We start from the raw sequence: 18575 nt of genomic DNA on the forward strand, positions 1-18575 counted from the left end.
AGGGCGCTCCAGAGCGTGGGGAGAAGATGGGGCCACTGTAGTGCTGGAGCATCGCGATGAAAAAACACCCTGACGCATAGTTGTTATCGAGAGCGTTGATCCATTGTCAGCGGGGTGTGTTGTCGCTGAGCCAGCGCTGCTTGAGTTGTTCCAGGCGCCCATCGCGGTTCATCTCGTCGAGCGCCTGTTGCCAGCGCGCGACCTGGCGCGCATCGGTTTGCGGGGAAAACGCGATGTAGGTGCCTTGCTTCATCAGCGGCATCTGATAGTGCAACAGGCTGGGCGCCAAGCCTTCTTCCCGGGCCAGGGTCGCGATGGAGAGGGTGTCGGCCACCACAAACTCAATGCGCCCCAGACGTGCCAGACGCATCATTTGTTCGGGCGTTTCCACACCGTACAGATTGTTCAGACCCAGCTTGCGCAAGTAATCGTAAGCCAGCCATTTTCGCGGGACGGCGATACGGCCCTGGGTGCTGGCGTCCTGCAAACTGCGCACCGGTTGCTGGGTGTTAGCGGAATAAAGCGCCGTCTCCACGTCCATCAGCGGACCGACCCACTGGTACAAGCCTTCGCGTTCGGTGGTGCGCAACACGGTAAACACCCCGGTGGCGGGCTCGGTCGTGGCGACATGCAGGGCGCGCAGCAAAGGGACTTGTTGCAAGTGCACCTGGTCGCCGGTGCGTTCGGCCAGTGCCTGCACCATGTCCACGCCAAACCCCACCAGTTGATTACCTTGCTGAAAATGCAGGGGCGGATGGTTGTCGGTGAGCAGGTTCAGATCAGCCGCGACCGCCGTAAAGGTCAGGAAAGACAACAGGCAACCGGCAATGCGCTTCATGAATCGTCCTTGATGAAATGAAGCGCAAATCTTAGTACGGGCGAGGTGCAACTGTCCCGAGAAATTGTCCGGGCTTTTGCGTCAGATCTCAGGACTTATGGGTACGGCCTGCCATTGTGGCCCTGACCGACGAAACACAATTAAATGTGGGAGCAACTGTCTTGATGACCTTTATTTTGAAAGCATATTGATAGACAGCTGAACTCCCACAGCTTTAGGCCATGCGATGCCCTACAGGAACACCGCGACCCGTTTAGGCCAAGGGTTCTTTCCACTCGGTTCGGTCTCGGATCATGGCGTTCAGCCGTATCAACAACACACGCATACAGGCGATGAGCGCTACTTTTGCGCATTTACCCTTATGACGCAGTGCGTCATACCGCGCTTTGAACTCAGGCTGTCGCTGAATCACCACCCAGCACGCCATGTACATTGCCCGACGCGCAGCAAACCTGCCGCCGCTAATGTGGCGGGGGCCTTCATGCTTGCCACTGTCGTCGTTGTAGGGGGCTATGCCTGCCAGCGCTGCAATCTCGTGCCGTCCAACCTCGCCCAGCTCGGGTAAGTAGGCCATCAAGCTGGCTGCCGTCACGAGCCCTATACCCTTGACCGAGCACAAACGGGCCGTTTTATCACTGTCCAGGTCTTTAGCAGTTTGACGGATCAGCTTTTCTATCGACTTTATGGCTTGGCATAAATAGTCGATATGACTTCGCAGACAGGGTTTTACCGTGTCAGCAGAGGCTGTTTTAAGGCGCCGTATATCGTCGCCTTGCTGCTGAACAAAATTTTCGCGCTGCTGTACCAGCGCACGCAAATTGTCCTGTTCAGGGCTGGTGATTCGGTTGCTTGGCGACTTTATGACTTCGGCAAACTGCGCGAGCAGCCGCGCATCTATCGGGTCGGTTTTAGCGCGCTGCCCCATGGCCTTGGCAAAATCCCTGGCTCGGCGAGGGTTGATCCGCAAGACTTCGAAGCCGGCAGCCTGAAGCGCTTTCATGACCTCTCGCTCATAGCCGCCGGTGGCTTCCAGCAATACGCGGCTGACCTGATAGCGCTTTAACCAGTCAATCAGCGCAAGGAAATCACTGGCGGTATTGAGGTGACTCGCGCCAACGTATTGCGGGTTAATCCGAACTTCAAGGGTATCTTTGGAAACATCGATGCCTGCGCAGGAAAACATAGCCGATCCCTCTTACACTCAAAGGTGAGAGCACTCTGGCTGGGCACCACGCTTGTAATGTTCGAGGTCGGCTCGTTCAACTGTTCGGGCTCAATAACCAGAGCGGAGAGGTGAATGGCAGCATGGGCTCCCACACGTGCTTTAAGCACTCCGGGCATTCAGCTTGCCACTCACCGCTCTCACCCTCAGTCTAATTCCTGCCCAAGACACAAGCGGGCTTGCTCGCGAAGAGGCCGTGTCAGTCAACATTGATGTTGATTGTCATACCGCTTTCGCGAGCAAGCCCGCTCCCACAATTGATCTTTGTTGTGCTGTGGACCGCGATCAATACCGCTGATATTTCGAACCGAATTCAGCGCGGTTTTCCGCCACGACCACACCGCCGCGTACCGCATTGCTCGGGCTGACCGATGCAACACGTTCGCGCAGCTCTTGCAGACGGTCGGCACCGCCTTCGGTCACGCGATTCTCGATCAGACGATCGGAGCCGCCTTCCACAAGCAGTTGTTGAACCTGGCCAGGGGACGCAGCACTGCCGGTGTGGGCCGACGCCAGGTTCGACAGGCCGAGACCACCGACCAGCACCAGACCGAGTGCCAGGGACGAGACTTTCGAGAAGTTGATCATGGTGATTCTCCGTGCGTTTAGTTTGAGTGGGTCGGTAGCTGCTGCTATCCGGTGATCACAGTTAAACGCTCGGGTGTATCGGTGATGTGTGCTCGAACAAGCCGAAATCGGTGTCTGCGTATCTGTCGCGGGTTCTTATACAGACGGATACAAAACCCTATGAAAACGCTCCTCAGGTTCTGCTGGGGGGAGCTTCATGATTCTGCGCCGAGCAATTCCACCGGGTAGGAGAACACGTAGCCTTCGCTGCGCACGGTTTTGATGTAGGTCGAGTCCCGCGAGTCATCCATCAATCGCTGGCGCAGACGGCTCACCAGCAAATCAATCGAGCGGTCGAACAGGTCGGCGTCGCGGCCCTGGGTCAGGTTAAGCAGCTGGTCCCGGCTGAGCACCCGTTGCGGGTGATCGAGGAACACCCGCAGCAGACGGTATTCGGCGCCACTGAGGGCCACCATCGTGCCGTCTTCGTCGAGCAAGTGCCGGGCGGTGGTGTCCAGGCGCCAGCGGCCGAAGCCCAGCAGCCGGCCGCTTTCGGTGATCAGCAGGTTGGGCGGCAGCATCCGGGTGCGGCGCAACACGGCATTGATGCGCGCCAGCAGTTCGCGGGCGGCGAAGGGCTTGGTCAGGTAATCGTCGGCACCCATTTCCAGGCCGAGGATGCGATCGGTTTCGTCGTTGCGTGCGGTGAGCATCAGGATCGGCGTGGCTTTGTGTTTGCCTGAGCGCAATTCGCGGCACAGCAGCAGGCCGTCATCGCCGGGCATCATGATGTCCAGCACGATCAGGTCTACCTGATTGGTTTCCAGAAAACTGCGCATCTGCCGGCCATCGGCGACAACGGTGGTGCGCAGGCCGTTCTTTTTCAGGTAATTGCCGACCAACTCGCGAATCTCCCGGTCGTCGTCGACGATCAGGATGTGGTTCACATGGTCCATCGCTTAGCCCTCTTGTCATTCGCCCGTTGCGCATTCCAAGGATTGTCCCAGGCACTTGTATCGCCCTGTATCTGGCGCCCCCGGAGACACCTTACGCCTTGTTAATTCCGGTTTACGACACATGGCAGATACCTCGCGAAGATTAAATGGGCTCCATCGAGACAAGACGACTTGCCTCACAACCACCGCCCATTGCAACCCTGAGGAAATCACCATGAACTGGAACAAACTGATTGCCGCCAGCTTCTTTGCGGTCCTGAACGTTGCAGCGTTTTCGGCCCATGCCGATGTTCAAGCTCCGTCGCAGACAACTTCTCACGGCACCCACCTGGATATCAAGAAAGTGGTTTCCGTCGTCGACAACGGCGGCGGTAATTGCGGCATTGTCGATGCCCGCCTGACCTACCTCGATTCCAGCGGCACGCAGAAAGTCCTCGATTACAGCAAATTCGCAGACTGCGGCAATCAGGGCGGCTAATTCTTCCACTGCGCTCATCGCTGTCGAAACCGACGAACGCGCAGTCTGCTCATCATCCCGCGATGGCTGACTCACGTCGTCCAGAACACCAGGTCAATGGCTTCCAGGGAAATCACCATGAAGATGAATGTGTTGAGCAAAAAAAACGACTCACGTCGTCGTTTCTTTGGCCCATCGGTCCTCGCTTTCGCGCTGATGCAGTTAGGTGCCCTTGGTTCTGCCAATGCGCAAGCCGCGACGACAGAGCCAGTGGTGGCCGGCGCCGGCGCCCTCAAGTCGGACTCGTTCGGCCCGCTGAAGCATGTCAACGCAGGCTTGCTGAATGTGGCTTACGCCGAAGTCGGCCCCGCCGATGGTCCGGTGGTGATTCTTCTGCACGGCTGGCCCTACGACATTCACAGCTATAGCGAAGTGGCGCCCTTGTTGGCGGCCAAGGGTTACCGGGTGCTGATCCCGTATGCGCGGGGCTACGGCGACACGCATTTCCTGTCCGACAAGACTGTTCGCAACGGCCAGCCCGCCGCGTTGGCCAGTGATGTCATCGACTTTATGGATGCGCTCAAGATCAAGAAGGCGGTACTCGGTGGTTACGACTGGGGTGCGCGCTCGGCGAACATCGTTTCGGCGCTCTGGCCGGAGCGGGTGGAGGCGCTGGTCTCGGTGAGCGGCTACCTCATCGGCAATCAGGCCGCCGGCAAGAATCCGTTGCCGCCCAAGGCCGAGTTGCAATGGTGGTACCAGTTCTACTTCGCTACCGAACGCGGCCAGGCCGGTTACGAAAAAAATCGCCACGACTTCGCCAAGTTGATCTGGGAGCTGGCCTCCCCGAAATGGACTTTCGACGACGCGACTTGCAACCGCAGCGCGGTGGCCCTGGACAACCCCGATCATGTGGCTATTACGATCTTCAACTATCGCTGGCGGTTGGGCATGATTCAGGGCGAACCTCAATATGAAGCGCTGGAGCAGCGGCTGGCCAAGGCCCCGGTCATTACGGTGCCGACCATCACCATGGAAGGTGACGCCAACGGGGCGCCACATCCGGCTGCCGAGGATTATGCCAAGCGCTTCACCGGCAAATATGAGTACCGACTTATCAGCGGTGGCATCGGCCACAACTTGCCGCAGGAAGATCCACAGGCCTTTGCCAAGGCAGTGATCGACGCGGATCACCTTCGAGCATTAGTGCCTAAATAGTGTGCATGCCGATCGTTCCCACGCGGGAGCGTGGGAACGATCTTTACTAGATTTTTGTTATTCATCTGGCACTGGTCAGGCCTGCTCCATCATTTGGATCAGGTTTTCTGGCCAGACTGTTTCAGCGGTATCTTTCAGCTCGGCGACTGACCACCATTTGTGTTCAGTCATCACCCGGGCTTCATCGGCAGTCCAGCCATCACGCGTCAGTCGTTCACCGTCGGCGCGGACGACGAAGTAGCGTTCCACGGACAAGACGGTTTCGCCGCTGGGCAACATCATCGAAAAGCTGCGCTCTGCCACGCTAGAGTCCACTGTGTCGACGTGCAGTCCAGTTTCTTCATGCAGTTCGCGTATGGCGGCGGCTTCAAAGGTTTCACCTTCCTCAAGACCGCCGCCCGGCGTAGCCCAATAGTCGCGTCCGTCCAAAGCATCGCCCTTGTGCTGGAAGCGAAACAGCAAGACCTGACGGGCGGGATTGATCACAAGGAGTCGTGCAGCGTTACGTTGGCGCATCAAAAACTCTCTTTCCATAGACGTTACAGCTCAAGTTGCTGATCGTTCCCACGCGGAAGCGTGGGAACGATCTTTATTAGCTTTGTTACGCAACCACTTGATAACACGGCACATACGCCGCGCCACCCGGCAGTTTCATCCGGTGCTGGGCGACGAAGGCCTTTAGCAGTTGATCCAGCGGTTGCATCACCGCCGCATCGCCACGAATCTGGTACGGCCCGTGTTCTTCGATCAGGCGGATGCCTTTGTCCTTGACGTTGCCCGCGACGATGCCGGAGAACGCGCGGCGCAGGTTGGCGGCCAGTTCGTGGGCCGGCAGGTTGCGGCTCAGTTTCAGGTTGGCCATGTTTTCGTGGGTTGGATCGAACGGACGCTGGAAGCCTTCGTCGATCTTCAGCAGCCAGTTGAAATGGAACGCGTCATTGCGCTCGCGGCGGAACTGTTTGACCGCCTTGAGGCCTTGGGTCATTTGACGCGCGACTTCGGCCGGGTCGTCGATGATGATCTCGTAGTGTTGCTTCGCGGCTTCACCCAAGGTGGCGCCGACAAATGCATCCAGTTGCTCCAGATACGGCGCGGCATGTTTTGGCCCGGTGAGGACCACGGGGAAGGGCAGGCCTGCGTTGTCCGGGTGCATCAGGATGCCGAGCAGGTACAGGAACTCTTCGGCCGTGCCGGCACCGCCCGGGAAAATGATGATGCCGTGGCCGACGCGGACGAAGGCTTCCAGACGTTTTTCGATGTCCGGCAGGATCACCAGTTCGTTGACGATCGGGTTGGGCGCTTCGGCGGCGATAATGCCCGGCTCGGTCAAGCCGAGGTAGCGGCCGCCGTGGATACGCTGCTTGGCGTGGGCGATGGTCGCGCCTTTCATCGGGCCTTTCATCACGCCAGGACCGCAACCGGTGCAGATGTCGAGGCTGCGCAGGCCCAGTTCGTGGCCGACTTTCTTGGTGTATTTGTATTCTTCGGTGTTGATCGAGTGGCCGCCCCAGCACACCACGATCTTCGGCTCGACGCCGGGGCGCAGGGTGCGGGCGTTGCGCAGCAGGTGGAACACGTAGTCGCTGATGCCCTGGGAGGTGCTCAGGTCGATGCGTTGGGCGTCGAGTTCGTTTTCGGTGTAGACGATGTCGCGCAGGGCGCTGAAGAGCATTTCGCGGGTGCTGGCGATCATTTCGCCATCAACGAAGGCGTCGGCCGGGGCGTTCAGCAGTTCCAGGCGTACGCCGCGGTCCTGCTGGTGAATGCGGATTTCGAAGTCCTTGTAGGCTTCGAGGATGGTTTTTGCGTTATCGACATGGGCGCCGGTATTGAGGATGGCCAGGGCGCACTGGCGGAATAAGGTGTAGGTGCTGCCGGATCCGGCTTCGCTCAGTTGCTGTACTTCACGTTGTGAAAGGGTTTCCAGGCTGCCTTTTGGGCTGACCGAGGCGTTGATTACTTGTCGTTGGGTCATTCAATGATCCTTAAAACGATGCCATCCATACAGGCAAATGGCATCCGAATAGTATGTATCCATGAAAGAAGATGGCACGAACTGCGCTGTATCGCCATTTCCCCGTTTGACGATGAAAAGATGAAAAGGAGCCTCAGCATAGCTAAATACCTTGCAGAGGCGATAATGCCCCGCAGCCTTTTTACCCATGCCCTCAAGGAACCCCGTCGCGATGTTCGAAATCCAGCCGCAGAACCCCGAACGCTATCGAAGCCAGACGCGACGCAGCACGATAATCATAGCCTTGATTTTCCTGGCCCTGGCGATGGTGTTGTCCACCACGGCGGTGGCGCTGTTCGGTGAGCCCGGCGGCGACAATCTGCGATTCAACGTCGGCGGCGTGTTTGTGTCGGTGCTGCTGATGGCCGCGCTGATGCGTGGCATGTTCTGGACCCAGCCGTGGATGGCTCCGGCGGTTTACGGCTGGCAGCTCAAGCGCAGCCTGATGAGCATCACCAACGTCATGCATCAGGTGACGGCGGCGGTGGAGAAGGAGGATCCGACGGCCATGAAGCTGTTGCGTTTCTACCATCTGGGGTTGAGCCAGATGCACGAGTTGGACGGCAACTCCAGTGATCATAGCCAACTGACCCGCGAGATGGATCAGCACAAGGCGCGGATGGAAGCGCTGGGCATCGAGACTGATCAGACGCAATTGAATCCGGCCTGGATCGAGGCCGTGAAGCAGGCCTCGAAGTAAAAACAATGGTGCGGGTCAAATCCGCACCCACGTTTTGGTCGTGGAAGGCGGCGGGTCGTGCGACTGCTCTTGCTTAACCGTGCGAATACTTCTCGCGTAGATCACCTTATCGGGTGTTTTATGAGGCATAGTCGCCTGCCACCAGGCGGCTCATACCCGTCAGGGGTCATAAAAAGGGCGAACGGGAAGATTCGCCCTGTGATCAATATTCAGGGAGCGTCATGGGTCATCCGTCCGTTAAAGATCGAATTGAACAGGCCCGCCACGGCATACCCTTGGTAGCCGAGCAGGTCGGGGCCACACTCAAGGTTCGCTCTGCGGTGATTCTGCTGGTCGCGGTGTGCCTGTCGATGACGGCTATCGTGATTTGGGAGGCCTGGAACTCGCGCCAGTACCATCTGCACGACAAAGAAGTGGCGATGTCCAACCTTGCCCAGACCCTGGCCTCGCAAGCGCAGGCGTCGATCAAGCAGGCCGATACGTTGCTGTTGACCCTGGTGGATCGTCTCGAAAACGACGGCATGGACCAGGCCCGGGTACCCCGGCTGGAGCGTTTGCTCAGCGCCCAGCGCAGTGAGTTGAGCCAGCTCCATGGATTGTTTGTTTATGACGAAGAAGGGCGCTGGATTGCCAATTCCAACGGCGCCGTCGTGGCTGATGCCAACAACGCCGATCGTGAATATTTCATCTTCCATCGCAATCATCCCGACCGTGGACCCCACATCGGCCCGTCGATCAAGAGTCGCTCGAGCGGTGAATGGATCATGACGGTGTCCCGCCGCGTCAATCATCCGGATGGCCGTTTTGCCGGCGTGGCGTTGGCAACGATTTATCTCAGCCATTTCCTCGAGCTCTACGACAGCATCGACATGGGTCATAACGGCGTGATCAACCTGATCGCCGACGACGCCACCATCATCGTTCGCCGGCCATTTAAAGAAACCGAAATCGGCATCAGCGTCGCCAAGGGACCGCTGTTTACGCAACTGTTGCCCAAGGGCAATTCAGGCACGGCGATGGTCCCGTCCTATGTGGATGGCGTCGAGCGGGTGGTCGGATTTCGCAGGGTCGACGGGTATCCGCTGATCATCTATGCGGCGCTGAATAAAGATGAAGTCCTGGCCGCCTGGCGTAAGGAAGTACTGCTGAGTGCCGGGATCGTCTCGTTGTTCCTGGGGTTTCTGGGCGTCCTCGGTTATCGCCTCATTCGCCTCATGAAGCAGCAGAACCACGTGCAGGGCGTATTGCTGGATGCGCAGGAAAAACTGATCGAGGTTAACCGCAGTCTTGAGTTGCTGGCGCTGGAGGATGCACTGACCGGGCTGTCCAACCGGCGTCAGTTCGATCTGTTCATCCTCGCCGAAATGGGCCGCGCCAGGCGCAACCAGACCCACCTCGCGCTGTTGATGATCGATGTCGATCACTTCAAAAGCTTCAATGATCTTTACGGCCATGTGGCCGGTGATGGGTGTTTACGCAACATCAGCACGATCATCAGGGACAACATCAAGCGTCCCGGCGACCTGGCTGCCCGCTATGGCGGCGAAGAGTTTGCGGTGGTACTGCCCGGGACCGACTACGTGGGAGCGTTTCTGGTGGCGGAAAAAATTCGTCGCGCGGTTCAGCAGGCCGGCATCGAGCACAGTGAAGGGGCTGACGGCACGGTGACGGTCAGCCTGGGGGTCGCCGCTTACGACCCGGCGTCACAAGCTCAGCCCAACGACCTGGTGGGGGCCGCCGACAAGGCGCTCTACGTGGCCAAGGCCAGCGGTCGGAACATGAGCGTCATTGCCAACTGAATTCAAACAAACCGGTCACTGCCCTGACACCTTTGAGGACTTCCTGAGTGATGCGCAACGGCACGCCGGTCGCCAGCGCATCGAACTCGTGAATCACCGGGATCAACGCTTCGAATTCGAGCAACTCATCGGTGACGATCCATAGCCGGCTCTCCCAGCCATTGGCCACTTGCTGCACCCGTTGAGTCAGCCGCGAGACGTCCTGCATCAGTCGCGCCGCCTCGTTCACCAGCAACTCACCCGCCGGGGTCAGTTGCAGGCGGTAGCGACGGCGGTCGAACAGCAAGGCGTCAAAGCGTTCCTCCAGTTGCCGCGCCGCGTAGGACACCGTCGAGGGCGCCTTGCCCAAGTGGGCCGCAGCCCGGGACAGGCTGCCGGTTTCCCGGATGGCTTCCAGCAAGGTGAGATCTTCAATCGACAACATGGGTGGAATCCTTGAACCGGGTTCAGGTTGCCCGACGTAACTTCCACAGCCTGAACAATCTAAAGTAGACCAGCACGTTGATCGCCAGCACCACGCTGCCCAGTCCCAGTTGAATCGCCGGTGTCAGGCCCGCCGGGTAAATGACCGGCCACACGTAATGTTCGATGAAACCGCCGCCATAACCTGTTTGCCCGGCCGCGTCGCGCATGAGGTTTTCCCACTCGGTCAGCGGGCAGATCAGGTGGAAGACTTCCACCGACACGCCCCACACAGCCGCAGGCAGGTGCCACCAGATCAGGGGGCGCCATTTGAGCACCAGCAGCCCGCCGAACAGCACGAACAGAATGAACAATAGGTGGAACAAGACCAGCCCGTCGGCGGCGATTCGGTAAAGCATGTCGACACCCTGACGCGTTATGCGAATGGCTCCATGGTACTCGGGCTGGTTGCTGGCGCTCTATCGATTGTTGCTGTTCAACGCCGCCAGCACTTCCTTCAGACGCACCGCCATGGTTTCGCTGCTGCGTTGCATCGGCGCGCGCAGTTCGTCGTCGATCAAGCCTTCAAGGGCCAGGGCGGTTTTCACCGGGGCGGGATTGGGCTCGATGAACAGGCTGTGAATCAGCGGCAGCAGTTGGAAAAATGTCGCTCGACCCGCCGCTAACCGGTTGTCGCGGATCTGTTGATACAGCGCCACGAACAGCTCCGGATGAACATGCGCGGAAGCGGCAATGCCGCCTTTGGCGCCCAGACACAAAGCGCTGAAGATCTGGTTATCTTCGCCGCACAGCACGTCGACCTTGCCACTGCCTAGCAGTGCCAGGGTGTTGGCCTGATTGCCGCCGCAATCCTTGACCGCGACGATTCGCTCATGGGCGACGATGTTGAGCAGGGTTGCCTGCTCGAACGCCACGCCGGTGCGGTAAGGGATGTCGTAAAGAATGAGCGGAACGCTGGAGGCATCGGCGACGGTTTGGTAAAACGCTTCGAGGCCCGCCTGGGACGGACGGATGTAATACGGCGGCGGTACCAGTAAGCCGGCCAGCGGACGTTTCAGGATTTCGCTCTGAAATTGCAGCAGCTCGGCCATATTGTTGCCGGCCAGGCCCATGACCACCCGTTCCGCCGGCACCTGCGCCAGCACCGCATCGAGCACCGCCAGCTGTTCGTGTTTGCTCAGTGCCGCCGCTTCCGCCGTGGTGCCGCAGACCACAACGCCATCCACGCCTTTTTCCAGCAGATGACTGACCAGCCGGCGCAAGCCGACGAAATCGATCGCACCGTTGCGAAACGGTGTAACGAGAGGGACCCAGATACCTTGAAACGATGACATGCACTTACTCCTGAAGGTTGACCGATTTCGTCACCGTCAGAAGCGTAGAAGGCAGTAAGCAAGGGGAGGGTGTCCGTCGCGCTCAATGTCCTGTCAGCTCATCTGACGGGACAGCGCGCCCCGGTCACATGAGCGACTGTTTCTTCGATTTGAGGGCGTGCGCAACGCAACCTTGCGCCTTGGCATTCAAGCCCAGGACGACAGTGTTGAGATTGAAGGTTGCGGACATACTTGCTTACACCCTGAATGAGGCGCTCAGTTTTAAAAGCCAGCGCGATTTTTGTCAATCGCGAAAATCAGCGAGCTCCGCACGCATTCTGCCGTTGTGCTTGGCCGCGGACCAAGTGCGCAAGATTGTTCAAGCCTTCGGCCATGACTGCTGGCACAGTCTGAGGTCTTTCCCTGGTTGTAGAGCGTTATGTCCAATTCACTCATGCCGCGCAGTGCCTTTCTTCGCGGCGCTGTGGCGATCATGCCGTTGTCCCTGGCCACCGCGCCCTGGGGGCTGCTGGCCGGTTCCATGGCCATCGAGGCCAATCTCACGCCCCTGCAAGGCCAGGGTTTGTCGAGCATCGTATTTGCCGGGGCGGCGCAACTGGTGGCGATCGGTATGCTCAAGGGCGGTGCGGGGATCTTTTCGATTCTGCTGACCACGCTGCTGCTGACCTCCCAGCATTTGCTCTACGGGATGAGCATGCGTTCGGTGATTTCGCCATTGCCGGGACGCTGGCGTGTGGGGCTCGGTTTTTTGCTCACCGACGAGCTGTTCGCCCTGACCAGTGCGCATGACAAACAACAGTTCAACCGTTGGTACGCGTTGGGTGTCGGCCTGACGTTTTACATCGCCTGGAACCTCTTCACCCTGGCCGGCATCGTGCTGGGCAGCAGCATTCCGGGGCTGGAACATCTGGGGCTGGACTTCTCCATCGCGGCGACCTTTATCGCCCTGATCACCCCGGTGGTGCGGAACGTGCCGACCGTGGTGTGTGTGGCGGTGTCGTTGTTCTGCTCGGTGCTGTTCAGCTACTGGCAATGGGGCTCGGCACTGGTGCTGTCGGGGCTGGCGGGGATGACTGCAGGCTTTATCTGCAACAAATTTTACGGTGGACGCACATGATGGTCTGGACGGTGATTGTCGGCATGGGGCTATTGGTGTTCCTCAACCGCTATGTGTTTCTGGAGCCGCGGCTGCCCGTGCGCTTAAGCAGCAATGCGCGGCAGTTCCTGGGTTTTGCGGTACCGGGCATGCTGACGGCGATCTGCGGGCCGATCGTGTTCATGCCGGACAAGCAGCTGAATCTGCAGTGGGATAACCCGTACCTGATCAGTTCGCTGGTGGCGGTGGGGCTGGTGCTTTACACCCGCAATACCTTGCTCAGTATGTTGTTGAGCATGGGGTTTTTCTTTTTGCTGCGTTGGTGGCTCTAAGTCGTTCCCGTCGAAACTGTTCTACGCTTAAAGGGGACCCCTACAGGAAGAGAGGTGAACATGGCTAATGATCCAAAGCGTCCGTACCCGGATGAAGATGTGGATGACGAACCCACGGAAGAAGAGATTGAGCGGCAGAGGCGTTCGACGCCGGACTGGAAGCACCCCGACGACGGTAAAGAGCTATCAGATCGCGACCAGGAACTTCCGCTGAAGCCTTGACCGCGCTGCACATACAAAAAAGCCCCGCTATCAAAGCGGGGCTTTTCATTGGGCGATGATTAAATCAGATCGCTTCATTCCAGCGAATGTGCGTAATGCCCAATTGCTGCGCTTTGATGCGCGCAGTTTCGAGGTTGGCGTGTGCGGCGATTTGACGAGCGGAGTCGGGATAAGCATGGGCGCAAGCCGAGTGGTTTGATGTCGGGTTCGTTCGGTTCGTTGGCTGAATGAACCCGGTCCATCAACTCAAACCTCTTCCAACGGCAGAAAATCGGGGTGGGAGGCCCTATAACCCAAGGTCTTGTCGATCCAGGCGTTTAGCTCGTTAACCATGACCGGAGGTTTGCCCGGATAGCGATCGAGGGTTGAATGAAGGAGGTTGCGGATAGTGGGGGTTGAACCCAGGTTGCGGGTCTTTATGTATTGCCCGATAAAACAGTCGAGTGGGTAGTGTTCTGTCTTCGAAAGATAAACACACGCCAGACCATCGACTTGATTAATTGTGAAATCGTCGCGCAATTTAATTCTCTGCAAGGCTTGTTGTTGTAGGGATTTCCTTGGTTTATTGACTCTTTGGTCAATTGCGGGGTGCCGAGGGAATGCGGCGCGCATGCTATCCATAGTTGTTCTAAATGTATCGAAGTGTCAGACAGGCGGTTAATAGTTAAATCGCCAAAAAAAGGCAAGTGTTTCTTGGATGAAACGACATGTGTAACGATCAAGTGTTCAATATGTATATATATCCGTTACGTATGCCTGCATTTATGTCTGTATTGATTCGTTCAGGGTGTTTCATCAATCAGTGTCGCGCCTTGATTTCTTGAATTGCCCACCGCTTTGTCCACCTTGTACCATTCGAAAACCTCGCTGACTTCGCCCTGCAACAGCGCCATCTGCTCAGCGCGTTCTTTGGGGGTGGCCGGGTCAAGCCATTCCCGCGCCAGCGGCGCAGACAACACCACGGGGCGCCGGTCATGAATGTCGAGCATGCCGCCCGCGCTGTCGGCGGTGATGATCACAAAGCCGTCGTCGGCCCGCGGCTCATCACCCGCGCGGGGAAACTGTCCGATTGCGGCGCATAAAATCGGTGCCCGGTCCCGTCGGCGGATGAGCCACGGTTGCCTCGTCGAATCCCCGGCGTCGACCCATTCGAACCAGTTGTCGATCGGCACGATTGCGCGGTGCGGCCAGATCGCCCGGAAAAACGGACCGTGGGCGACTTTTTCGACCCGTGCGTTGATCGGTGCCGCCCGATCTTTCGCCCAGTGCGGCCGCCATCCCCAGCGCTGAAAATCGGCGTGCAGGCCGTTGCTTTCCAGATGCAGGAGGGCGAGTTGCGTGGTGGGCGCAGCGTTGTAGCGGGCCAACAGTTCATCCCCGACGTGGTTGATCAACGCGTCGGGGATGCTCAGCGCCGCGACAAAATCGTGAATGCCACGGTACTGCGACAGGCGTCCGCACATAGGCTGATTCTCTGATTGAAGAGCTCCGATTGAAGAGCGCTGACTGGAAATTTCAGCTTAGTTGCTTAGATCACATGGGCGCGCTGCAACTCGGTCAACGACAAGGCCTTGAGGCGAGCCAGCAGCGGGTCCCGCCGGTCACGGGGATGGGCCAGTTGCACCGCCAGCTCCTGACGAATGCTGCTGGGGCGATTGTCCATTACCAGCACCCGATCACTGAGGTACAGCGCTTCGTCCACGTCGTGGGTCACCAGCAGCAGGGCGATGGCGTGACGTTCGGCCAATTGCAGCAGCAGGTCCTGCAGTTTCATTCGGGTAAAGGCGTCCACCGCGCTGAAGGGTTCGTCGAGCAACAGCACGTGCGGTCGCGAGTAGAGGCCGCGAGCGATCGCCACCCGCTGCGCCATGCCGCCCGACAGCGCTTTGGGCAGGGCTTGAGCAAAGCCGTCGAGGCCGACTTCGTTGATCAGTTGCACGACCCAGGCTTTGTCGTAATGGTCGTCGGCGCTGAAACCGATGTTCTGTTCGACCGTCAGCCATGGCATCAGTCGCGGCTCCTGGAACACAAAAGCGACTTCCCCGGCGCTGCTGAGCACTTCGCCCTCAAAGTCCTTTTCCAGTCCGGCGATGATCCGCAACAACGTGCTTTTCCCGCAGCCGCTGGGCCCCAGCAGGCTGATGGCTTCCCGGGGTTGCAATTGCAAATGAATGTTCTTGAGCACGGTGGTGGCGGCGAAGGTTTTGCGCTCGACGCGAATGTCCAGCAGGTGGTCGGTCATGGCTCAATCCTCTGCGCTTTGGCCGTTGAAGGTGTCGCGCCAGGCGAGGAAACGTTTCTCCAGGCCGGCGAGAATGCCGTCGCTGAGTTTGCCCAGCAGCGCCAGCACGATGATTGCCGCCAGCACGATGTCCGGGCGTGAAGTCTCGCGACCGTCGCTGAGCAGATACCCCAGGCCTTTAGTCGCGGCGATCAGTTCGGCGGCCACCAAAAACATCCAGGCCAGGCTCATACCGCTACGCAAGCCGGTGAACAGACCGGGCAGGGCGGCGGGCAGCAGAATGCGGCGCACCAGTCGGGGCCGGCTGAAACCGTACATCTGCCCGACTTCCACCAGTTTGCGGTCGATGTCGCGGATCGCCGCGACGCCATTGAGGTACACCGGGAAGAAGGCGCCGATGGCGATCAGGACGATTTTCGAAGTCTCGTCGATGCCCAGCCACAGCAGCAACAGCGGCACCCAGGCCAGGCTCGGAATCGAGCGCAGGCCGGCGAACGTCGGCTCCAGCCAGGCTTCGGCTTCGCGGCTCAAACCGACCCACGCGGCAAATACCAAGGCCAGACCGGCGCCGATGGCGAACCCCAGCAGCACCCGCAACAGACTGGCGCTGATGTGCTTCCACAGCGCGCCTTCGGCGAGGTCTCTCAAGGTCAGCGCGATCTCGCTGGGGGCCGGCATTTGGTAGGACGGCAACCAGCCGATACGCACGACGAATTCCAGCACGAGGAGGATCAGCACCGGTAGGGCGAGGGCCTTGAGGCGGAGTTTCCAGGCGTTGTTGAGGCGTCGGAGTGCGGGCAATGCCAGCGGGGCGGACAGGTGTTTGCTTTTGCTGGTCATTGGGTTCTCCGGTCACGACGAATCAAGATCAAGAGATCGCAGCCTCGTTTCACTCGACAGCACCTACACGAGCCACGGTTTCTTTGAAGCCGGTGTCGATCAGCTGATCGATCACTTGATCGACATTCACCCCACGACGAACCAGTTCTTCGGAAACCAGAATCGGTGCGGCAGCCTTGGAGGCGATCACGTCCTTGGCGGTCAATTGCGGGCTGCTCAGGTCGGTGCGCGACAATTGCAGCTTGGCAACTTCCAGCGGCAGGCCGGATTCGCCAGCGAGTAGCTTCGCCAGTTCCTCGGGATTTTTTACCGCCCACTCGCGAGCTTGCTCGTAGGCATTCAGTACGGTGTCGATGGTTTTTGGGTGTTCTTTGGCATAGCTGTCGGTGACGCTAACCACGCCGTAGCTGTTGAAATGGGTGTTGCGATAGAGCAGGCGCGAACCGGCCTGAACCTGGCTCGCGGCCATGTGCGGATCGAGTCCGGCCCAGGCGTCGACGTCACCTTTTTCCAGCGCGGTGCGACCGTCCGGGTGCTGCAAATGCACCAGTTCCACATCGTCTTTGCCGAGGCCTGCCTGTTGCAGGCTGCGCAGGGTAAACAGGTACGGATCGGTGCCTTTGGTGGCGGCGATTTTTTTGCCTTTCAGATCGGCCACGGTCTTGTAGGGCGAATCCTTGCGCACCACCAGCGCCGTCCATTCGGCGCGGCTGTAGACGTAAACCGATTTGATCGGGCTGCCATTGGCGCGGCTCAGCACGGCGGCGAGGCTGGCGGAGGAGGCGAAGTCGACGCCGCCGCTGTTGAGGTATTCCAGCGAGCGGTTGCTGCCCTGGCTCAGTACCCAGCTGACCTTGGTCTGTGGCAGGGCTTTTTCCAGAAAGCCGAAGTGTTTGAGCACCAGGCTCACGGGCGAGTAGTAGGCGTAATCCAGATGCACTTCGGCTGGTGGCGCTTCAGCGGCCTGGGCAAGCGGTTGCAGGCTCAGTGCCAGGGCGCAGGCGCTGAGCAGAGACCTGACGTGGGGAAAGCGGAAGGTGGTTTTCATGGGACAGCTCCAGGCAAGGCGGCGAGGTTCTTATTTCCAAAAATCATTTTTTATAAATGCTTCCTGCATAAAAGGAATATTGCAGGCTCTGTGCCATGTTTTACGGGATGAGTGTTTTCAAGGCCTTGGCGCTGAAGCAGCGACAGAGAGATGTTCAAGGGAAAACAGTCTGTTTAGTCGCTGTTGCTGGGCAAACACTGTTCGCTGGTGGTCATGAGCTTATGCATTAATCGAATTTTAAAAGCTTCTTGTAAGAGCGTTATGGTCTATCGCAATAACCCTCAAGGAGCCCTCGATGAACCTGCCCCGATTCGTGCGCAGTCTGCTGACCAGCGCACTGTTCGCCGCACCACAGGCTTACGCCGCCGAGCCCGTCGTCCTGCACGTCGGTGATCAGAACTACTACAACGTTCGCGCTTCGGTGGAGGCGTCAGGCGTACTGAAAGATGCGCCGTATACCGTCGACTGGAAGCACTTTCAGGCCGCCGCGCCACTGGCCGAAGCGCTGAACACCGGTGCGCTGGATCTGGGTTTTCTCGGCGATTCGGGCTTTCTGTTCCTCGCCGCCAAGCAGGCGCCGGTGAAACTGATCGGCGTGTCGCGGCAGAACCCCGACACCATCGCCTTGCTGGTGCCCAAGGATTCGCCGGTCAAAACCATCGCCGATCTGAAGGGTAAGAAAGTCGCGTATTGGCCCGGCGCCTGGAGCCAGCAATTGACCCTGCGCGCCCTGGAAAAAGCCGACCTGCCGGAAGACTACGTCGACTTCATCAAACTGATGCCGATCGATGCCGCCGCCGCGTTGCCTCAGGGCAGCATCGACGCATTCCCGGTCTGGGAACCTTACATCTCCCAGCAGATTCTGTTCTCCGGCGCCCGGCCGATCCTCACCGCCAAGAACTTGATGCCCGGCCTGAGCGCCATCGCCGCCTCGACGCCTCGACGCCGTCGATCGACAGCAAACGCGAAGCCATTGCCGACTTTCTGGTGCGCCTGAAAAAGGCCCGGGCCTGGGTCGACAACCACACCGACGAGTACGCCGATCTCTGGGCGAAGAAAGCCAACCTTGACCAGAACGTTTCACGCCATTGGTTGCGCCAGGCCCACATGACCGTCGGCCCGGTGGATGCGCAGGCAGCCAAGGATCTGCAAAGCACGGCGGACTTCCTGTTCAAGGTAAAAGCGCTGCCGGCTGCGCTGGCGACTGCGCCGATTATCGACAGCTCATTTCAGCAAGCGTTTGCCCAGTAACCCACGATGCCGGGCA

General features: G+C 58.9%; 20 protein-coding genes and 2 pseudogenes. 8 read left to right on the forward strand and 14 right to left on the reverse strand.

The window, feature by feature from the left end:
* Positions 1-106 precede the first annotated feature (106 nt).
* From QFX16_RS11625 to QFX16_RS11640, 4 genes are all read right to left on the reverse strand, one after another.
* Positions 107-838, reverse strand: coding sequence for a substrate-binding periplasmic protein (locus QFX16_RS11625; RefSeq protein ID WP_283184011.1), 732 nt, complete (start codon positions 836-838; stop codon positions 107-109).
* Between the two features lie 253 nt (positions 839-1091).
* Positions 1092-2021 (reverse strand): IS110 family transposase, encoded by a 930-nt coding sequence (locus QFX16_RS11630; RefSeq protein WP_283184012.1) that lies wholly within the window; start codon positions 2019-2021, stop codon positions 1092-1094.
* Positions 2022-2345: 324 nt separating this feature from the next.
* On the reverse strand, positions 2346-2648 hold the full coding sequence (locus QFX16_RS11635; protein ID WP_283184013.1) for a phage infection protein: 303 nt from the start codon (positions 2646-2648) through the stop codon (positions 2346-2348).
* A 194-nt stretch (positions 2649-2842) separates the two neighbouring features.
* Entirely contained in the window at positions 2843-3583 is a 741-nt protein-coding gene (locus QFX16_RS11640; protein ID WP_283184014.1) for a response regulator, read from the reverse strand.
* A 214-nt stretch (positions 3584-3797) separates the two neighbouring features.
* On the opposite strand from QFX16_RS11640, the gene QFX16_RS11645 reads away from it, so the two are divergent.
* Positions 3798-4061 (forward strand): DUF2790 domain-containing protein, encoded by a 264-nt coding sequence (locus tag QFX16_RS11645; RefSeq protein WP_283184015.1) that lies wholly within the window; start codon positions 3798-3800, stop codon positions 4059-4061.
* A 117-nt stretch (positions 4062-4178) separates the two neighbouring features.
* Complete coding sequence (locus QFX16_RS11650; protein WP_283184016.1) at positions 4179-5258, forward strand: alpha/beta fold hydrolase; 1080 nt, start codon at positions 4179-4181, stop codon at positions 5256-5258.
* A 75-nt stretch (positions 5259-5333) separates the two neighbouring features.
* Here QFX16_RS11650 and QFX16_RS11655 read toward each other — a convergent pair whose 3' ends face one another.
* Entirely contained in the window at positions 5334-5774 is a 441-nt protein-coding gene (locus QFX16_RS11655; protein WP_283184017.1) for an NUDIX hydrolase, read from the reverse strand.
* 85 nt (positions 5775-5859) lie between these two features.
* The gene (gene ppnN / locus QFX16_RS11660; protein ID WP_008151729.1) at positions 5860-7233 is read right to left on the reverse strand and encodes a nucleotide 5'-monophosphate nucleosidase PpnN; all 1374 of its coding nucleotides are present in this window, start codon (positions 7231-7233) and stop codon (positions 5860-5862) included.
* Positions 7234-7444: 211 nt separating this feature from the next.
* Between ppnN and QFX16_RS11665 the strand changes: the two genes are divergently transcribed.
* Positions 7445-7972 carry a DUF3087 domain-containing protein gene (locus QFX16_RS11665; protein WP_283184018.1) on the forward strand — a complete coding sequence of 176 codons (528 nt, stop codon included), beginning with the start codon at positions 7445-7447 and terminating at the stop codon, positions 7970-7972.
* A gap of 221 nt (positions 7973-8193) precedes the next feature.
* On the forward strand, positions 8194-9771 hold the full coding sequence (locus QFX16_RS11670; RefSeq protein ID WP_283184019.1) for a sensor domain-containing diguanylate cyclase: 1578 nt from the start codon (positions 8194-8196) through the stop codon (positions 9769-9771).
* Positions 9772-9796: 25 nt separating this feature from the next.
* Here QFX16_RS11670 and QFX16_RS11675 read toward each other — a convergent pair.
* The 3 genes and pseudogenes from QFX16_RS11675 to dapA form a co-directional block, all read right to left on the reverse strand.
* A pseudogene (locus QFX16_RS11675) lies at positions 9797-10195 on the reverse strand (LysR family transcriptional regulator); the annotation flags it as partial.
* A 22-nt stretch (positions 10196-10217) separates the two neighbouring features.
* Positions 10218-10592, reverse strand: coding sequence for a DUF2784 domain-containing protein (locus tag QFX16_RS11680; RefSeq protein ID WP_283184021.1), 375 nt, complete (start codon positions 10590-10592; stop codon positions 10218-10220).
* A 60-nt stretch (positions 10593-10652) separates the two neighbouring features.
* Positions 10653-11528: a 4-hydroxy-tetrahydrodipicolinate synthase gene (gene dapA / locus QFX16_RS11685; protein ID WP_283184022.1), complete on the reverse strand. Its 876-nt coding sequence runs from the start codon at positions 11526-11528 to the stop codon at positions 10653-10655.
* Between the two features lie 418 nt (positions 11529-11946).
* Between dapA and QFX16_RS11690 the strand changes: the two genes are divergently transcribed.
* Genes QFX16_RS11690 through QFX16_RS11700 form a run of 3 tightly spaced genes read left to right on the forward strand, consistent with a single transcriptional unit; the run spans position 11947 to position 13178 of the window.
* On the forward strand, positions 11947-12645 hold the full coding sequence (locus tag QFX16_RS11690) for an AzlC family ABC transporter permease (protein ID WP_283184023.1): 699 nt from the start codon (positions 11947-11949) through the stop codon (positions 12643-12645).
* Positions 12645-12956, forward strand: a complete 312-nt coding sequence (locus QFX16_RS11695) for an AzlD domain-containing protein (protein ID WP_283184555.1) — start codon at positions 12645-12647, stop codon at positions 12954-12956. Before QFX16_RS11690 ends, QFX16_RS11695 begins: the two co-directional genes overlap by 1 nt.
* A gap of 60 nt (positions 12957-13016) precedes the next feature.
* Positions 13017-13178, forward strand: coding sequence for a hypothetical protein (locus QFX16_RS11700; protein WP_283184024.1), 162 nt, complete (start codon positions 13017-13019; stop codon positions 13176-13178).
* Between the two features lie 246 nt (positions 13179-13424).
* On the opposite strand, the gene QFX16_RS11705 is transcribed toward QFX16_RS11700, so the two are convergent.
* The 5 genes from QFX16_RS11705 to QFX16_RS11725 form a co-directional block, all read right to left on the reverse strand.
* Positions 13425-13697 carry a hypothetical protein gene (locus tag QFX16_RS11705; protein WP_283184556.1) on the reverse strand — a complete coding sequence of 91 codons (273 nt, stop codon included), beginning with the start codon at positions 13695-13697 and terminating at the stop codon, positions 13425-13427.
* A gap of 263 nt (positions 13698-13960) precedes the next feature.
* Positions 13961-14641, reverse strand: a complete 681-nt coding sequence (locus QFX16_RS11710; protein WP_283184025.1) for an SOS response-associated peptidase — start codon at positions 14639-14641, stop codon at positions 13961-13963.
* 65 nt (positions 14642-14706) lie between these two features.
* Entirely contained in the window at positions 14707-15420 is a 714-nt protein-coding gene (locus QFX16_RS11715; protein ID WP_283184026.1) for an ABC transporter ATP-binding protein, read from the reverse strand.
* Between the two features lie 3 nt (positions 15421-15423).
* Entirely contained in the window at positions 15424-16260 is an 837-nt protein-coding gene (locus QFX16_RS11720; RefSeq protein WP_283184027.1) for an ABC transporter permease, read from the reverse strand.
* Between the two features lie 49 nt (positions 16261-16309).
* Complete coding sequence (locus tag QFX16_RS11725; protein WP_283184028.1) at positions 16310-17308, reverse strand: aliphatic sulfonate ABC transporter substrate-binding protein; 999 nt, start codon at positions 17306-17308, stop codon at positions 16310-16312.
* 295 nt (positions 17309-17603) lie between these two features.
* Here QFX16_RS11725 and QFX16_RS11730 point away from each other — a divergent pair.
* A pseudogene (locus tag QFX16_RS11730) lies at positions 17604-18559 on the forward strand (ABC transporter substrate-binding protein).
* Positions 18560-18575 lie beyond the last annotated feature (16 nt).

This window comes from Pseudomonas svalbardensis (assembly GCF_030053115.1).
Lineage (GTDB): Bacteria > Pseudomonadota > Gammaproteobacteria > Pseudomonadales > Pseudomonadaceae > Aquipseudomonas > Aquipseudomonas svalbardensis.

Bases quoted from the DNA above. Each gene is read 5' to 3' on its own strand.
- QFX16_RS11690 (WP_283184023.1), top strand. From the start codon at position 11,947: ATGTCCAATTCACTCATGCCGCGCAGTGCCTTTCTTCGCGGCGCTGTG.
- QFX16_RS11640 (WP_283184014.1), bottom strand. From the start codon at position 3,583: ATGGACCATGTGAACCACATCCTGATCGTCGACGACGACCGGGAGATT.
- QFX16_RS11700 (WP_283184024.1), top strand. From the start codon at position 13,017: ATGGCTAATGATCCAAAGCGTCCGTACCCGGATGAAGATGTGGATGAC.
- QFX16_RS11630 (WP_283184012.1), bottom strand. From the start codon at position 2,021: ATGTTTTCCTGCGCAGGCATCGATGTTTCCAAAGATACCCTTGAAGTT.
- QFX16_RS11650 (WP_283184016.1), top strand. From the start codon at position 4,179: ATGAAGATGAATGTGTTGAGCAAAAAAAACGACTCACGTCGTCGTTTC.
- QFX16_RS11720 (WP_283184027.1), bottom strand. From the start codon at position 16,260: ATGACCAGCAAAAGCAAACACCTGTCCGCCCCGCTGGCATTGCCCGCA.
- QFX16_RS11715 (WP_283184026.1), bottom strand. From the start codon at position 15,420: ATGACCGACCACCTGCTGGACATTCGCGTCGAGCGCAAAACCTTCGCC.
- QFX16_RS11665 (WP_283184018.1), top strand. From the start codon at position 7,445: ATGTTCGAAATCCAGCCGCAGAACCCCGAACGCTATCGAAGCCAGACG.
- QFX16_RS11655 (WP_283184017.1), bottom strand. From the start codon at position 5,774: ATGCGCCAACGTAACGCTGCACGACTCCTTGTGATCAATCCCGCCCGT.
- QFX16_RS11710 (WP_283184025.1), bottom strand. From the start codon at position 14,641: ATGTGCGGACGCCTGTCGCAGTACCGTGGCATTCACGATTTTGTCGCG.
- QFX16_RS11695 (WP_283184555.1), top strand. From the start codon at position 12,645: ATGGTCTGGACGGTGATTGTCGGCATGGGGCTATTGGTGTTCCTCAAC.
- QFX16_RS11645 (WP_283184015.1), top strand. From the start codon at position 3,798: ATGAACTGGAACAAACTGATTGCCGCCAGCTTCTTTGCGGTCCTGAAC.
- QFX16_RS11625 (WP_283184011.1), bottom strand. From the start codon at position 838: ATGAAGCGCATTGCCGGTTGCCTGTTGTCTTTCCTGACCTTTACGGCG.
- dapA (WP_283184022.1), bottom strand. From the start codon at position 11,528: ATGTCATCGTTTCAAGGTATCTGGGTCCCTCTCGTTACACCGTTTCGC.
- ppnN (WP_008151729.1), bottom strand. From the start codon at position 7,233: ATGACCCAACGACAAGTAATCAACGCCTCGGTCAGCCCAAAAGGCAGC.
- QFX16_RS11680 (WP_283184021.1), bottom strand. From the start codon at position 10,592: ATGCTTTACCGAATCGCCGCCGACGGGCTGGTCTTGTTCCACCTATTG.
- QFX16_RS11670 (WP_283184019.1), top strand. From the start codon at position 8,194: ATGGGTCATCCGTCCGTTAAAGATCGAATTGAACAGGCCCGCCACGGC.
- QFX16_RS11725 (WP_283184028.1), bottom strand. From the start codon at position 17,308: ATGAAAACCACCTTCCGCTTTCCCCACGTCAGGTCTCTGCTCAGCGCC.
- QFX16_RS11635 (WP_283184013.1), bottom strand. From the start codon at position 2,648: ATGATCAACTTCTCGAAAGTCTCGTCCCTGGCACTCGGTCTGGTGCTG.